Source organism: Mesorhizobium sp. P3_A9, assembly GCF_056402975.1.
The window spans coordinates 23,875-39,739 of record NZ_JBFUGJ010000024.1; the positions used below are offsets into that span (position 1 = coordinate 23,875).

Below are 15,865 nucleotides of genomic sequence, written 5' to 3' on the forward strand. Positions count from 1 at the left end.
GCCGCCGCGTCGGCGCAAGGAAAAATTGGCTTTTCGGTGCGAGACTGCCGACAACGGCTGTATTCGCCGACAGGCAAACTGATCGAGACTGACGGGTGGGCATCTATCTCCCGATTGCGGAAATTTCCGTCAACGTCTTCGTGCTGCTGGCCATGGGTGCGGCGGTGGGCTTCCTGTCGGGCATGTTCGGCGTCGGCGGCGGCTTCCTCATCACACCGCTCCTGATCTTCTACAACATCCCCCCGGCGATCGCGGTTGCCACCGGCGCCAACCAGGTCATCGCCTCTTCCGTCTCCGGCGTGCTTTCGCACATGAAGCGCGGCACCCTCGACTTCAAGCTCGGCGGGGTGCTTCTGGCCGGCGGCATCGTCGGCTCCACCGCCGGCATCTATGTCTTCGCCTTCCTGCGCAGGCTCGGCCAGCTCGACCTGTTCATCTCGCTGCTTTATGTCGTGCTGCTCGGCACGGTCGGYGGCCTSATGCTGGTCGAAAGCRTCAATGCGCTGCGYGCCACACGCAGTGGCGCCGCCCCTGTGCTGAAGAARTCCGGCCAGCACAACTGGATCCACCGGCTGCCGCTGAAGATGCGCTTCAGGGCSTCAAAACTGTTCGTCAGYGTCATTCCGGTGCTGGGSCTYGGCGCCGGYATCGGCTTCCTGTCGTCGATCATGGGCGTCGGCGGCGGCTTCATCATGGTGCCGGCGCTGATCTACCTGCTCAAGGTGCCGACCAATGTCGTTATCGGCACGTCGCTGTTCCAGATCATCTTCACGTCCGCCTACACCACGCTGGTGCACGCCACCACCAACCAGACGGTCGATGTCGTGCTGGCCTTCATTTTGATGGCGGGTGGCGTGGCCGGCGCGCAATATGGCGCCAAGGCCGGCCAGAGGCTGCGCGGCGAGCAGCTCAGGGCATTGCTGGCCTTGCTGGTGCTGGCTGTAGCGATCAGACTTGCCATCGATCTTTTCGTCACCCCGCCCAATCTCTATTCGCTGTCTGCCTTGGGCCTCAACTGATGACGGGCCGCAAAGCGTTCGCAACCGCCATTTTCCTGTCACTGCTGGCGGTCGTCGTACCCGCCAAGGCACAGACGCCGCTGCCGGAAGGCATCCAGATCGGGCTCTCCACCGATAATGTGTCGATCACCGCCGGCTTTTCCGGTGCCGACCTGACCATTTTCGGCTCGCTGGAAAATCCCGACCCGCTGGTCGCCCGCCAGGGCCGCTACGACGTCATCGTCGTGCTCGAAGGGCCACCCAAGCCGGTGGTGGTGCGGCGCAAGGACCGGGTGCTCGGCGTCTGGGTCAATCTCGATTCCGAAACATTCGAGAACGTGCCGATGTCCTATTCGGTGGCGACGACGCGGCCGCTGCAGGACATCACCGAACCGAACAGCTACAAGCAGCTGTCGCTCGGCGCCTCCAACCTCTACATGCAGCCGGCTGACGCTGGTGACAGCCCGGCGACGATCGAGGAGTTCACTACCGCCTTGCGCGAACGCAAGGCCGCCACCGGCCTCTACAGCGAGAATGTCGGCGGCGTGCAGTTCCTGTCGCAGAACCTTTTCCGCGCCACTGTCAGGCTGGCGCCCAATGTGCCAGTTGGCACCCACAAAGCCCGCGCGTTCCTGTTCAAGAGCGGCCTGTTCATCAAGGAGAGTTCAGCCCAGCTCGAAATCCGCAAATCCGGTTTCGAACAGTCGATCTTCCGGGTCGCCCACAACTACTCCTTCCTCTATGGCGTCTTCGCCATATCGCTGGCCATGCTGACGGGCTGGCTCGGCAGGCTGATCTTCCGCAAGGACTGAGGCGTCCAAAAGGGGTTTCCCTTTTCCACGTCATGCGATAGACCGCACCTCCCCGCCCAACGGGCAAGCACGCACAATTCAATTCGGCAGAGCGGTCCGGTCGCCCGAAACCGCAGCGCACGCTTCTTCCGCGAGCGCCGATCCGCTGCCTGGCGCCAATGAGGAGGCTGCTTTGCGACCAGCATTCGCCGGTATCGATTTCGGCACTTCGAACTCCACGGTCGGCGTGGTCCGCAACGGGCAACCCCACCTCGTCGCGCTTGAGGACGGCCAGGTCACGCTGCCCAGTGCGGTATTCTTCAACTTCGAGGATGGCCGCATCTGTTTTGGCCGCCAGGCCATCGCCAACTACACGGACAGCGTGGAAGGCCGGCTGATGCGTTCGCTGAAGAGCGTGCTCGGCAGTTCGCTKGCSCATGAAAAGACGCGCATCAAGGCGCGCTCGATCGGCTTCATGGAGATCATCGGCCTGTTCCTCGGGCATCTCAGGAAAAGGCTGGAGGAGGATGGCGGCGATCTGGTCGAGACCGTGGTGCTCGGCCGCCCGGTGCAGTTCGTCGATGACGATGCGCAAGCCGACGCCAACGCACAGAGCGACCTGGAAAAGGCCGCGCATGCCCAGGGTTTCAAGCATATCGCCTTCCAGTTCGAGCCGATCGCCGCGGCGCTCGACTATGAGCAGAGGGTGACGCGCGAGGAGCTGGCGCTGATCATCGACATGGGCGGCGGCACGTCTGACTTTTCGGTCGTGCGCGTCTCGCCGGAGCGTGTCCGATCCCTGGACCGCAAGGACGACATCCTCGCCAGCCGGGGTGTCCATATCGGCGGCACCGATTTCGACCGGCTGCTCAGCATCGCCCATGTGATGCCGCAGCTCGGCTATCTGACCCCGACCAAGGACGGCAAGCGCAATCTGCCGGCCAGCTATTTCATCGATCTCGCGACATGGCAGCGCATCAACCTGGTCTACACCGCCAAGGCGATGACGCATCTGCGCCAGATCCGCTACGAGGCCGCGCGCGCCGATCTCGTCGATCGCTTCATCCACATCGTCGAGCATCGCTATGGGCACGCGCTAGCGGCATTGGTCGAAAGGGCCAAGATCGAGCTGACCGACCAATCATCGGCCGAAGTCGCGGTGAGGCTATCTGACGTAGCGTTCGCTGCCGGGATCACGCGCGACGGGTTGGACGCCACCATCGCCAGGGACATCGAACGGGTCACCGCAACGGTGGCTGAGACCATCCGTGACGCACAGGTCAAGCCGTCCGACATCACCGCGGTGTTCCTGACCGGCGGTTCGACCGCGATTCCGCTGGCCAGACAAAAAATCCTGTCGCTGGTGCCGCAGGCTTCCGTCATCGACGGCGACATGTTCGGCTCGGTCGGGCTTGGCCTGGCGCTGGATGCCCAGCGGAAGTTCGGCTGAAGCACCAGCGGACCTGTCAAAGAGTACATAAGCCGCGCCTCTCGCAAAAATTAAACCCAATCCCGCTAGTAAGTTTAGATTGTTCTGCTCACAATCCTGCGACGTTGCAGCTGGTATTTGGAGGGTGGTGAGATGACACAGGATGAGCAATGGCCGCCGGACAATCTTATCGATATGATGATGCAGTTGAGCGATGGAGACATCTCTGTTCTTGTTGGCGCGGTGACGCATCGCGCTTCAATGTCAACATGGGTTGGCAGCCGCAATCACGCATTCTGGCGTGAACTTGCAAAGCTCGGGTTGCTGAAAGAAGACCCCCCCATTCCCATCGAGGAACTCGCAGATGCGCGTAACTTCTCTGTAGTCAAAGATAGCGTGCCACGTCTTGAAAAATTGCTGGCCGTATTCCGCAAACGGATCATCTACGTCAAGATGATGCGCTTTTTTGAGACGGAGTGCGAACCATTTTCGAGGAAGGTCGTTGAGAGCGTCAAGGATGCTGGAGGCGGCACTGCGGACATCATAATCTTGATGGGCGTCATCCTCTCTTCTGTTCTATCGAAGAGTTTCCCGCAGCAAGATTGCGAACAGGTGATCCAAGCCGTGGCAGACCTTGCCAGGAAACGTTTGGCTAAGAACAACTCTTAGAAGGGTCCCTGTCGCGCAGCAAACGCCACGACGCCAAGGAAATTCAGGAATGGCGTGCAGCGGATTTTCCTTGAATTGCTCTATCCCGTCGGAGACGCATCCGCATTGCCCGTCAAATGCACCTTGAGCGCCATCTGGGCCAAGCTTGCCTGGCGATCGCGGTGCGTGATCATGGCGAAATCGCGCTTCGGCAGTTCGATCGGCACGGACCGCAGGCTACCTTCGGCGACGGCGCGCCCGACGACGAGTTCCGAAATGATGGTGGCGCCGGCACCCGCCTCGACCGCCTGGCGAACCGCCTCGTTGCTGGGCAGCACCAGGAACACCTGCAAATCGGCAAGCGAAATCCCCTCACGCCGCGCCAGATCCTCCAGCACCTCGCGCGTGCCCGAACCGCCTTCGCGGATGATCCAGCGCAGGCCCTTGATATCGGGACGGCCCGGCGCGATTTCAGCGATCTCGGGATGGGAACTGGCAACGACCAGCATCAGCCGGTCGGTGTCGACCTTGGCACGGCGTAATATGTCGGACTCGGTGCGACCCTCGACCAGGCCGAGATCGGCGGTTCCATCCAGCACGCTGGCCTCGACCTGCCTTGTGTTGCCGATGCTGACGCTCAGCCGCACCGCGGGGTAGGCCTCGTGGAAGGACGCCAGCCGGCGCGGCAGCCAGTAACTGGCGATGGTCAGGCTGGCAGCGATGGAGAGGCTGCCGGCGACCGTCTGGGAGACATGTTCCAGCACATTGCGGGCGGCGGCGGCTCGCTCGAGCACGGCCTTGGCCTCCGGCAGGAACCGATGGCCGGTCTGGGCAAGCTCGATATTGCGGCCGACGCGGTTGAACAAATGGACGCCGTGCTGCTCTTCAAGCGCGCGGATGGCGGCCGATGCCGCCGACTGGGAGATGCCGAGCAGCTCCGCCGCCTTGGTCATGTGGCCGCGCTCGGCGACGGCGACGAAAATGCGCAACTGGTCCAGGGTCATGACGACATTAAGAACCAATATCGATCGAATTTACAAGAACAACTGATTAGACGGATCGATAGCTTTATTCTACATTTTCGAGCGAAGTTAGAAAAAATTCGCCAGTGGATGGCTTGGAATAAAATGATCGGGCGGTTCAAGTCCCTGCTTGCGCATTGGACCCGCGGCATCCGGCGACGGCTGGCCGGCGATCGCTATCACCCGGAAGAGCATTACATGCGCGGCCCCGGGCCGAAGACGCGAGCCAAATCCGTCGGCCGCGCGGGCAACACCGGCTCATGATGCACCGACCGGCGCGCGGCGCGAATTCGGCACCATCGCAACGCCCGCTTGCCGACACACGCGCGCCCGATGAGGGCGACGGCGTCGACACCTCGCCAAGCGTTTCCGACAGCATCGCCAAGACCACCTGCTACATGTGCGCCTGCCGCTGCGGCATCGACGTGCACATCAAGGATGGCAAGGTCCGCTACATCAACGGCAACAAGGACCATCCGGTCAATCGCGGCGTGATCTGCGGCAAGGGCAGTTCCGGCATCATGCAGCACTACAGCCCGGCCCGGCTGAAGAAGCCCTTGCTGCGCACCGGCCCGCGCGGCTCGGGAGAATTCCGCGAGATCGAGTGGGAAGAGTCGTTCGCGATCGCCACCGAACGGCTCTCTGCCATCCGCCGGACCGATCCSARRAAACTCGCCTTCTTCACCGGGCGCGACCAGTCGCAGTCKCTSACCGGCTGGTGGGCGAGCCAGTTCGGCACGCCSAACTTCGCCGCCCATGGCGGCTTCTGTTCGGTCAACATGGCAGCCGGCGGGCTCTATTCGATCGGCGGTTCGTTCTGGGAGTTCGGCGAGCCCGACTGGGACAACACAAGATACTTCATGCTGTTCGGCGTCGCCGAGGACCATGATTCCAACCCGATCAAGATCGGGCTGGGCAAACTCAAGGCACGCGGCGCCAAGGTGGTGTCGATCAATCCRTGCCGCACCGGCTACAATGCCATTGCCGACGACTGGATCGGCATCCGGCCAGGCACCGACGGCCTGTTTGTCTTCGCSCTCATCCACGAGTTGCTGAAGGCCGGCCGCGTCGATCTCGACTATTTGCTCCGCTACACCAACGCCCATGTCCTCGTCGTGCAGGAGCCCGGCGCCTCCGACGATGGGCTGTTCGTGCGCGACACCGATGGCAATCCGCTGGCCTGGGACAGGGTGGCGAAAACCTCCGTCAAGGCAGATGACCCGGAAGCGAAACCGGCGCTGACCGGCAGCTTCGAAGTCGGCGGCCGCCGCTGCACGCCGGTGTTCCAGCTGATCGCCGACCGCTACCTGGACGACAGCTACGCGCCGGATGCGGTCGCGGAGCGCTGCGGCATTGCCGCCGATACGATCCGCCGGATCGCCGCCGAACTTGCCCATGTCGCCTTCGAACAGACGATCGAACTGCCTATCGCCTGGACCGACTGGGCCGGGCGCCGGCACGAGACGATCAAGGGCCGGCCGGTTTCGATGCATGCCATGCGCGGCATCTCAGCCCATTCGAACGGCTTTCACACCTGCCGCGCCATCCATCTGCTGCAAGTGCTTCTGGGCACGGTGGATGTCCCCGGCGGCTTTCGCTTCAAGCCGCCCTACCCCAGATCGGCGCCGCCGGGCCCGAAACCCTCCGGCAAGAGCGTCAAGCCGATGACGCCGTTGGACGGCATGCCGCTCGGCTTCGTCTGCGGGCCTGACGATCTGCTGGTTGATGAAGCCGGAACGCCGACCCGCATCGACAAGGCCTATTCCTGGGACGCGCCGCTGGCCGCCCATGGCCTGATGCACACCGTCATCCGCAATGCCTGGGCGGGCGATCCGTACCCGATCGACACGCTGATGATGTACATGTCGAACATGGCCTGGAATTCCTCGATGAACACCGTCGAGACCATTGCCATGCTGACTGACCATGACGAGGCCGGTAATTACAAGATCCCCTTCATCATCTATTCCGACGCCTATTATTCCGAGACCGTGCCGTTCGCCGATCTCGTGCTGCCCGACACCACCTATCTCGAACGGCATGACTGCATCAGCCTGCTCGACCGGCCGATCAGCCATGCCGACGGGCCGGGCGACGCCATCCGCCATCCCGTCGTCGAACCGGACCGCGACGTCAGGCCGTTCCAGTCGGTGCTGATCGAACTCGGCGCACGGCTTGGCCTGCCCGGCTTCGTCGATGACGACGGATCGACCAGGTATGCCGACTATGCCGATTACATCGTCAATCATGAGCGCACGCCGGGCATCGGCCCGCTGGCCGGCTGGCGCGGCAAGGATGGGACGGCGATCGGCAAGGGCGAGGCCAACCCGGACCAGTTGCAGCGCTACATCGACAATGGTGGCTTCTGGCACCACGACTTCGCCGATGACCAGCGCTACTACAAGATGGCCAACCGCTCCTATCTCGACTTCGCCGAGAGCATGGGCTTCACCCCCAAGGCGGAACCGATCGTCTTCCAGCTCTACTCCGAGCCATTGCAGCGCTTTCGCCTCGCAGCGCGCGGCCATGGCCGGGTGGTGCCACCCGAGAGCGAACGCCAGCGCATCGAGACCTATATGGACCCGCTGCCGTTTTGGTACATGCCGTTCGAGGAAGCGGTGGTCGACCTCGAAAAATATCCGCTGCATGCGCTGACACAGCGGCCGATGCACATGTACCATTCCTGGGGTTCGCAGAATGCGTGGCTGCGGCAGATCACCAGCCAGAACCGGCTGTTCGTGCATCACCGGACCGGCGCCAGCCTCGGTCTGGTAGACGACGACTGGGTGTGGATCGAGAGCATCAATGGCCGGGTGAAGGGGCAGATCAAGCTGATCGACGGGGTGAACGAAAGCACGGTCTGGACCTGGAACGCGATCGGCAAAAGGCGCGGCAGCTGGGGCCTGAAGGACGATGCCGCCGAGAGCAATCGCGGCTTCCTGCTCAACCACATCATCGGCGACCAGACCTCGGCCGACGCGCAGGGCAAACGCTATTCGAACTCCGATCCGGTGACCGGCCAGGCGGCATGGTTCGATTTGCGCGTGCGCATCGTCAAATGCGCAGATGAGGAAGCCGGCTTCACAGAGCCGCAATTCGAGCGTTTCCAGCAGCCGCCGCATTTCGAGCCAGCGCCCGACACGCTCCGTTTCGGTGCCGAGTTTCGGCGAGCAAGAGAGGCGGCCGAATGACCTGCCTGCCAAGTCAAACCGGCAAAAAGCTCGGCCTCGTCATCGATCTCGACACCTGCGTCGGCTGCCAGGCCTGCGTCACCGCCTGCAAGGAATGGAACACTGGCGGCCACATGGCGCCGTTGACCGACATCGACCCCTATGGCGGCCATGTCGACGGCGTCTGGTTCAACCGCGTGCACAGCTATGAGCATACCACCGAGATGGGCGGTCGAACGGTGAACTTCCCGCGCTCTTGCCTGCATTGCGAGACGCCGGCCTGTGTCACCGTCTGCCCGACCGGCGCCTCCTACAAAAGGGCGTCGGACGGCATCGTGCTGATCGACGAGGACAAGTGCATCGGCTGCAAATTGTGCAGCTGGGCCTGCCCCTATGGTGCGCGCGAGTTCGACAGTGATGTCGGCGTGATGAAGAAATGCACGCTCTGCGTCGACCGCATCTACAATGACAATCTGGCCGAGGAAGACCGCGTGCCGGCCTGCGTCGCCGCCTGCCCGACAAGCGCCCGGCATTTCGGTGACCTCGGCGATCCGCAGTCTGCCGTCTCGCAACTGGTGGCGGAGCGTGGCGGCGTCGACCTGATGCCGGAACTCGGCTACCACCCGACCAACAAATATCTGCCGCCGCGCGCCCATACGCAACGCGCCGCATCGGTGCCGGCGAAGGCGCTGGAGCCGGTGCGGGCCGAAGGCGGCTTCCTCGGCTGGGTAGACCGCATGCTTTCGAACTAGCCCATGCATCCCGCCTTCTCCGTCGTCTTCTTCACCACCGCCACCGGCGCCGGCTATGGTCTGCTGGCGCTGCTTGGCGTGCTCGGCGGGTTCGAGATCATCCCCCCCGATTTCTGGCTGGGTCTCGTCGGCCTGGGGCTGGCGCTCAGCCTGATCGCCGCAGGCCTGTTGTCCTCTACCGGCCATCTCGGTCGGCCGGAACGAGCCTGGCGGGCTTTCTCGCAGTGGCGCAGCTCGTGGCTGTCGCGTGAAGGCGTTGCTTCGGTCGCTACCTTCATCCCGGCGGGGCTGTTCGGCATCGGCTGGGTGTTTTTCGGCCGCACAGGCGCCTGGGTGGCCATCGCCGGGTTGCTGGCGGCTATGAGCGCGGTCGTCACCGTCTGCACCACCGGCATGATCTACGCGTCACTGAAGCCAATCGCCCAGTGGCACAGCCGCTTCACGCTACCGGCCTACCTCATATTCTCGGCGATGACCGGCAGCGTGCTCCTGAACGCGCTGCTGCAGGGTTTTGGCCTCGGCTCCAATATGCTGCTAGCGGTTTGCGTGCTGCTGACCTTGCTCGGCTGGGGCTGGAAACTGGCGACATGGCGCCACAACGACCGGCTCGAGATCCCAACCACCGCCAACACGGCTACAGGCTTGGCCGGCGGCACGGTGCGGTCGCTGGAATGGCCGCATACCGAGGAAAACTACCTGCTCAAGGAAATGGGCTTTCGCATCGCGCGCAAGCACAGCGCACGCCTGCGCCAGATCACACAGGCCCTGGCCTTCGCCCTGCCCGTCCTGCTTCTCGCCGCGACATTCGCCTTGCCCTGGCCCTTTGCGGCGGTGCCTTCGGTGCTCGCCGCGATCGTCCAGTTCGCCGGCATGCTGGTCGAGCGCTGGCTGTTCTTCGCCGAGGCGAAGCACACGGTTACACTGTACTACGGACGTTGAGGTCAGCCCGGCCGCAGCATCGAGCGGGAGATGGCGAAGATGCGCTCGGCGCCAAGCATATAGGCCATCAGCGATTCCAGACGGAACAGCCCGGCATAGGCGCGGTCAAGGACGTTGAGCGAACCGGTATAGGCGCCGAAGGCCGGCATGATCATTCGGCCGCCATCGCCGGCGAAGCACCGCCGCCGCACCGAACGGCCGCGCTGGACGATGCGAGCACAGGGATGCAGGTGGCCTGCGATCTCGCCTTCGATGCGCACCTYGGATGGCTCATGCCGGAACAGCAGCGAACCGATAGCTAGTTCCCGTACGGTTTCGCCGGGCAGATCGGCCGGCGCTTCCGGGTCATGGTTGCCGGCGACCCAGAACCAGTCGCGGCCCGCCATCAGCGCTTCCAGCCGCTCGCGAAAACTCGCATGCATGCGCTCGGCACCACCGCCGTCGTGAAAACTGTCGCCCAGGCTGATGACGATCGATGGCTGATAGTCCGAGATCACCGCTTGCAGCCGCAGCAAGGTCGCGCCGGTGTCGTAGGGTGGGATCAGCGTGCCGCGCCTTGCCAGCGACGAGCCTTTTTCCAGATGCAGGTCGGATACCGCCAGAAGCCTGAGCTCCGGAAAATAGAGCACGCCGCGCGGATCGCAGACCGCACGTTCGCCGGCGATGCCGACAAGATCGGCCTCACCAATCAGCGATGTGCGCGCCAGCGAAAAATTCATTCCTCTACCATTCCCGGCCCCATAGCCTCCTCGACCAGTGTCGCCGCGTCCATCAGGAGTGTTTCATCGGCTTCGCCATTGACCGGCATCTTGCCGATCTCGAGCATGATGGGCACGGCAAGTGGCGAAATCTGCTCGAGATTCTTATGCATGATTCGACCCTGGATGCGCGAGAGCATGTCGGCAAGTCTGCTGACATCGAGCAGACCGGCCGCCGCATCGGCACGCGTCGCCTGCAGCAGAATATGGTCCGGCTCATGGCTGCGCAGCACGTCGTAGATCAGGTCGGTCGACACGGTAACCTGGCGGCCGCTTTTCTCCTGGCCCGGATGGCGTTTCTCGATCAGTCCCGAAATCAGCGCACAATTGCGGAAGGTCCGCTTGAGCAGCCAGCTGTCGGCCAGCCAGGCTTCGAGGTCGTCGCCCAGCATGTCCTCGTCGAACAGCGCGCCGAGTGACGGTCTGCGGGCCTTGAACATCGCCCCCATATCGCCCAACGACCATATGGCCAGCGCATAGTCGGTGGCGACGAAGCCGAGCGGCCTGGCGCCCGCCCTGTCGAGACGGCGGGTGAGCAGCATGCCCAGCGTCTGGTGCGCCAGCCTGCCTTCGAAGGGATAGGCGACCAGATAATAGCGGTTGCCGCGTGGAAAGGTCTCGATCAGCAGATCATCGCGCTTAGGCAATACCGATTTGTCCGCCTGGAATCGCAGCCAGTCGGCCACCTGCTCCGGCAGCTTCTTCCAGCGCTGCGGATCGTCCAGCATGATGCGGACCTGCTCGGCCAGGTAGGTCGAAAGCGGGAACTTGCCGCCGCCATAGTAAGGCACCTTGGCATCGCTGCCGGGGGCATTCGACACGAAGCATTCATTCTCGCGAATACCTTCGAAGCGCAGCACCTTGCCGGCGAACATGAAAGTGTCGCCATGCGTCAGCGTTTCGAGGAAGGCCTCCTCGATTTTGCCGAGAACGGCGCCGCCGCGCGTAGCCGAGCCTTTGCTGCCGGCTTTGACGTAACGGACGTTGAGCGCCGGCACTTCGATGATGGTGCCGACATTCAGCCTGTATTGCTGGGCAACGCGCGGATTGGAGACGCGCCACAAACCGTCCTTGTTCAGGCGGATGCGCGCGTAGCGCTCGTAGTTCTTCAGCGCGTAGCCGCCAGTGGCGACGAAGTCGATGACGCGGTCGAAGGTCGGCCGGTCGAGACTTGCGTAGGGTGCTGCCGTTCGCACTTCCTCGAACAGATCATCGGCGCGGAACGGTGCGCCGCAGGCACAGCCGAGCACATGTTGCGCCAGCACATCGAGGCCGCCATCGACCAGCGGCGGCGTGTCCTGCGCACCGAGATAGTTGGCGTCGAGCGCCGCCCGGCATTCCAGCACTTCGAACCGGTTGGCCGGGATGAGGATCGCCTTGGACGGTTCGTCCATGCGGTGGTTGGCGCGGCCGATGCGCTGCGCCAGCCGGCTAGCGCCCTTCGGCGCACCGACATGCACGACCAGGTCGACATCGCCCCAGTCGATGCCGAGATCGAGCGTCGATGTCGCGACAATGGCGCGCAGTGCATTCTCACCCATCGCCTTTTCGACCCGGCGGCGCTGACCGACATCRAGCGAGCCATGATGCAGCGCGATCGGCAAGGTGTCCTCGTTGACCCGCCACAATTCCTGGAACAACAGCTCCGCCTGGCTGCGGGTGTTGACGAACAGCAGGGTCGTCTTGTGGCGCTTGATCTCGCGATAGATCTCCGGCGTGGCGTAGCGCGCCGAATGGCCCGCCCAAGGCACGCGCTCTTCGGAATCGAGGATGGAGATTTCAGGTTTCGCGCCTCCGGTAACGACGATCAGCTCGGACATGTCGCCAGGTGGATTCTGCCTAACCAGCCAGCGTCGCAATTCGTCCGGTTCGGCCACCGTCGCCGACAGGCCGATTGTCTGCAGGTCGGGGACAAAACTGCGCAGCCGCGCCAGCCCGAGCGCCAGCAGATGGCCGCGCTTCGACGTCACCAGCGAATGCAGTTCGTCGAGCACGACATAGCGCAGATCCTCGAAGAACCGCCTGGCATCGGGGGCGGCGATCAGCAGCGCCAGTTGCTCGGGTGTGGTCAGGAGAATATCCGGTGGTACCAGCTTCTGGCGCTGGCGCTTGTGGGCGGGGGTGTCGCCAGTGCGTGTCTCAATGGTGACGGGCAACCCGATCTCTTCGACCGGCTTGCCGAGATTGCGCTCGATGTCGACGGCCAATGCCTTGAGCGGCGAGATATAGAGCGTATGGATGCCGCGATGCGCCTGCCCCGGCTTTCGCCTCGGCCTGACCGCCAGTTCGGTCAGCGAGGGCAGGAAGCCGGCCAGCGTCTTGCCGGCCCCAGTCGGCGCGATCAACAGCACCGATTGGCCGCTCTGTGCCTTCGCCAACAATTCGATCTGATGGGCGCGCGGCGACCAGCCTTTCTCGCCGAACCATCTGACAAATGGCTCGGGTAGGGCAATGGCGGCATTCTTCTCGGCAAGGCGCGGCTCAACTGTCACGCGCCAGAGGTAGCGCGGCCACGGGCAATCGCCAAGGAAAATCGGAACAAAAGGGGATCGTGACGACTCTTCCCTTCTCCCCTGTGGGAGAAGGTGGATCGGCGCGCAGCGCCGAGACGGATGCGCTATGGCCGCCGAAACCCCGTCGGCCCGCCGTAGAGATAGCCGATGCGAGCCACCGCTTCCTTCAGCCCTTCGCGCGAGACCAGCATGGTGTGGCCATTGGCGTGGATCATGGTGTCGGCGTCGGTCATGACCGCGATATGGCCTTTCCAGAACACAAGATCGCCCCGGCGCAATCCGGCATAGTCCGGGCCCGGCTCAAGGGGTTCGCCGATGCTTGCCGCCTGCATGTCGGAATCGCGCAACACGTCCCTGCCGGCCATGCGCATCGCCAGTTGCACGAGGCCCGAACAGTCGATGCCGAAGCCGGAAGCGCCGCCCCAGAGATAAGGTGTGCCAAGAAATGTCTCGGCAACCGCGACATAGTCAGCGGCAACTTCGGCGATTGGCCTGAGGTGGCCAGCGATGAGAGCCTCGCCGGAGGGCAGGACGGCATAGTGCGTGCCGCGCGTCTCGGCGGCACCCGTCACGGTCACGGTCGATCCCATCGACAGCTGTCCCGCGACTGGAAAGCGCAGATCCGGACCGGGATAAAGGAAAGTGCGGGTCACCGAGACAATATGGGTGGGCGCATTGTCTCGTCCGCCCAGCATGGTGTCGGCGACATAGCCGACATAGCCGTCGCGTTCGGCCTGGATCCAGGCCCACCCTTCGGCGACCTCGAAGACAAGGACATCATCGCCGAACAGCAGCTGCGTGTTGACGCCGGCATCAGGCCGCGGCGCCTTGCGGACATCGGCAACCGACGCGGTGATCCGCGCCGAACGGCCGCTGACAAAACGGTCGGCGGTAACCTCACCTTTCAATCTAGCATCGGCAAGATCGGTACGAAAGGCGTGAAGGCGGGCATCCCTGGCGGTCAAATCACTAACTCGGTCTAATGGCTAATTGGTCAGATGGGCAGTTCATGCGCCTTGGCGATGATACCATCGCCGAAGCGCTCGACAAAGAGCGCGCCYTCGACCGTGCGCTTGATCAGCACGTTGCGCTTGTCGAGTTCGTCGCGATGGCGCGACACCAGTTTCAGCGCGCCCATCGTGTCGAGCGCGCGGGTGATGACCGGCTTGGTGACGTTGAGGCGGGCGGCGAGGCCGCGCACCGTGTGCGGCGGCGGATCGAGATAGATGGTGAACAGGATGGCCGTCTGGCGCATGGTCAGGTCAGGCGCGTCGTCGCGCACCTGCGACAGCATCACTTGCTGCCACAGTCGCAAGGCCTGGCTCGGGCGCATCGCAATCGACATCACGCCAGCATGACGGCAAATTGTTTCGGTTCCGTTTCAGTTTCAGCGATTTGCCGGCTCTGCTTGCGGCCGTCACATCAGCCATAGCGCGTCGAGATGATCCGCTCCAACGCCCGAATGCCTTGCGCCTCTCCGCCGGAAGGACCGTACGGGCGGTCGGCGGGATTCCAGGCGAAAATGTCGAAATGCGCCCAGCTCATCGTCTTTTCGACAAAACGCTTGAGGAACAGCGCCGCCGTGATCGAACCGGCGAAGCCGTCCGTGGTGACATTGTTGATGTCGGCGATCTTCGACGACAGTTTCGCATCGTAGGGCCGCCACAGCGGCATGCGCCAAAGCGGATCCTCGACCGCAAGCGATGCCGCCGCCAGCTCCGAGGCCAGCGCCTCGTCACCGGTGTAGAAAGGCGGCAGATCGGGGCCAAGCGCGACACGGGCGGCTCCGGTCAGCGTCGCCATGTCGACCAGGAGCTGCGGCTCCTCGTCATCGGCCAGTGCCAGCGCGTCGCCGAGCACCAGYCKCCCTTCGGCGTCCGTGTTGCCGATCTCGACAGTGATGCCCTTGCGGCTCGCCAGCACGTCACCTGGCCTGAAGGCATTGCCGGCAATCGAGTTCTCGACCGCGGGGATCAGCACGCGCAGCCGAACGTTCAGCCCGGCAGCCATGATCATCGAGGCCAGGCCAAGCACATTGGCCGCGCCGCCCATGTCCTTCTTCATCAACAGCATGCCGGACGACGGCTTGATGTCGAGACCGCCGGTGTCGAAGCAGACGCCCTTGCCGACCAGCGTCACCTTTGGCGCGCCCGGTTGCCCCCAGACCATGTCGATCAGCCGCGGCGCGCCTGATGAGGCACGGCCGACGGCATGGATCATCGGGAAATTCTGCGTGAGCAGATCGTCGCCCTTGATGACGGAGATTTCGGCCTTGTGAGCCGCGGCCAAAGTCCGCACCGCCTTCTCCAGATCGTCCGGCCCCATGTCGCTGGTCGGCGTGTTGACCAGGTCGCGTGTCAGGAAGACGCCATCGGCGATGCGGCGAACGCGCGCCGCGTCGACACCGGCCGGCACGTCGAAGCGCAGCRCCTTGCCTGRCTTCTTGCCGTARCGGGTAAAGACATAGCCGCCGAGCGCCAACGCAATTGCCGCGAGTTCTGGCTCGGCAGGCGTCGAGGCGAAATGCCAGTCGCCTTCCGGCAGGGTTTTCGACAATGCGCCGAGAGCAAGCGCGCCCTCGCCGTCGCCAATACCGAACAGCGCGCCGGCAAGCGCRCCGTTYTCGCCGGGCACGGCCAGCGTCCTGCCTGCCTCGCCGGAGAACCCGTTGGCCCTGGCCCAGCTGACAACAGATGGTGCAAGGCCCGCGGCCTCCAGACCGTCCCGGGCCACCAGATGCACGGGCAGCGCGCCTTGCAATTTCTTCTCGACGAGTTCGACAGGCATTCGATGTTCTCCTGCCGACCCGAAGCCCGAGTCGGCGTTTCTTAACCGTCCGTTAGGG

At 63.6% G+C, this 15,865-nt stretch carries 13 protein-coding genes; 7 read left to right on the plus strand and 6 right to left on the minus strand.

What is annotated here, in order from left to right:
* Positions 1-95 precede the first annotated feature (95 nt).
* The 4 genes from AC1DX0_RS06670 (at position 96) to AC1DX0_RS06685 (ending at position 3,887) form a co-directional block, all read left to right on the plus strand.
* Positions 96-1,019, plus strand: coding sequence for a sulfite exporter TauE/SafE family protein (locus AC1DX0_RS06670; protein WP_477354757.1), 924 nt, complete (start codon positions 96-98; stop codon positions 1,017-1,019).
* On the plus strand, positions 1,019-1,810 hold the full coding sequence (locus AC1DX0_RS06675) for a TIGR02186 family protein (protein ID WP_477222982.1): 792 nt from the start codon (positions 1,019-1,021) through the stop codon (positions 1,808-1,810). The genes AC1DX0_RS06670 and AC1DX0_RS06675 overlap by 1 nt, the downstream gene beginning before the upstream one ends.
* A 172-nt stretch (positions 1,811-1,982) precedes the next feature.
* Positions 1,983-3,239 carry an Hsp70 family protein gene (locus tag AC1DX0_RS06680; protein ID WP_477222983.1) on the plus strand — a complete coding sequence of 419 codons (1,257 nt, stop codon included), beginning with the start codon at positions 1,983-1,985 and terminating at the stop codon, positions 3,237-3,239.
* Positions 3,240-3,371: 132 nt separating this feature from the next.
* Positions 3,372-3,887, plus strand: a complete 516-nt coding sequence (locus AC1DX0_RS06685) for a hypothetical protein (protein ID WP_477222984.1) — start codon at positions 3,372-3,374, stop codon at positions 3,885-3,887.
* Positions 3,888-3,967: 80 nt separating this feature from the next.
* On the opposite strand, the gene AC1DX0_RS06690 is transcribed toward AC1DX0_RS06685, so the two are convergent.
* Positions 3,968-4,870 carry a LysR substrate-binding domain-containing protein gene (locus AC1DX0_RS06690; RefSeq protein ID WP_477222985.1) on the minus strand — a complete coding sequence of 301 codons (903 nt, stop codon included), beginning with the start codon at positions 4,868-4,870 and terminating at the stop codon, positions 3,968-3,970.
* 278 nt (positions 4,871-5,148) lie between these two features.
* Between AC1DX0_RS06690 and AC1DX0_RS06695 the strand changes: the two genes are divergently transcribed.
* Genes AC1DX0_RS06695 through AC1DX0_RS06705 form a run of 3 tightly spaced genes read left to right on the plus strand, consistent with a single transcriptional unit; the run spans position 5,149 to position 9,749 of the window.
* Entirely contained in the window at positions 5,149-8,079 is a 2,931-nt protein-coding gene (locus AC1DX0_RS06695) for a molybdopterin oxidoreductase family protein (RefSeq protein ID WP_477354759.1), read from the plus strand.
* Positions 8,076-8,810, plus strand: coding sequence for a 4Fe-4S dicluster domain-containing protein (locus AC1DX0_RS06700; protein ID WP_027043497.1), 735 nt, complete (start codon positions 8,076-8,078; stop codon positions 8,808-8,810). The genes AC1DX0_RS06695 and AC1DX0_RS06700 overlap by 4 nt, the downstream gene beginning before the upstream one ends.
* 3 nt (positions 8,811-8,813) lie before the next feature.
* Positions 8,814-9,749: a dimethyl sulfoxide reductase anchor subunit family protein gene (locus AC1DX0_RS06705; protein ID WP_477222987.1), complete on the plus strand. Its 936-nt coding sequence runs from the start codon at positions 8,814-8,816 to the stop codon at positions 9,747-9,749.
* A gap of 2 nt (positions 9,750-9,751) precedes the next feature.
* Here the strand turns inward: AC1DX0_RS06705 and pdeM are convergent, their stop codons facing one another.
* The 5 genes from pdeM to AC1DX0_RS06730 all read right to left on the minus strand — a co-directional run bounded on the left by pdeM (position 9,752) and on the right by AC1DX0_RS06730 (position 15,807).
* On the minus strand, positions 9,752-10,468 hold the full coding sequence (gene pdeM, locus AC1DX0_RS06710) for a ligase-associated DNA damage response endonuclease PdeM (RefSeq protein ID WP_477354762.1): 717 nt from the start codon (positions 10,466-10,468) through the stop codon (positions 9,752-9,754).
* Complete coding sequence (locus AC1DX0_RS06715) at positions 10,465-12,999, minus strand: ligase-associated DNA damage response DEXH box helicase (protein ID WP_477222989.1); 2,535 nt, start codon at positions 12,997-12,999, stop codon at positions 10,465-10,467. The genes pdeM and AC1DX0_RS06715 overlap by 4 nt, the downstream gene beginning before the upstream one ends.
* A gap of 125 nt (positions 13,000-13,124) precedes the next feature.
* Complete coding sequence (locus AC1DX0_RS06720) at positions 13,125-13,985, minus strand: C40 family peptidase (protein WP_477222990.1); 861 nt, start codon at positions 13,983-13,985, stop codon at positions 13,125-13,127.
* A gap of 29 nt (positions 13,986-14,014) precedes the next feature.
* Positions 14,015-14,365 (minus strand): MarR family winged helix-turn-helix transcriptional regulator, encoded by a 351-nt coding sequence (locus tag AC1DX0_RS06725; RefSeq protein WP_096453375.1) that lies wholly within the window; start codon positions 14,363-14,365, stop codon positions 14,015-14,017.
* Positions 14,366-14,442: 77 nt separating this feature from the next.
* Entirely contained in the window at positions 14,443-15,807 is a 1,365-nt protein-coding gene (locus AC1DX0_RS06730; protein ID WP_477354765.1) for a leucyl aminopeptidase family protein, read from the minus strand.
* Positions 15,808-15,865: the final 58 nt, after the last annotated feature.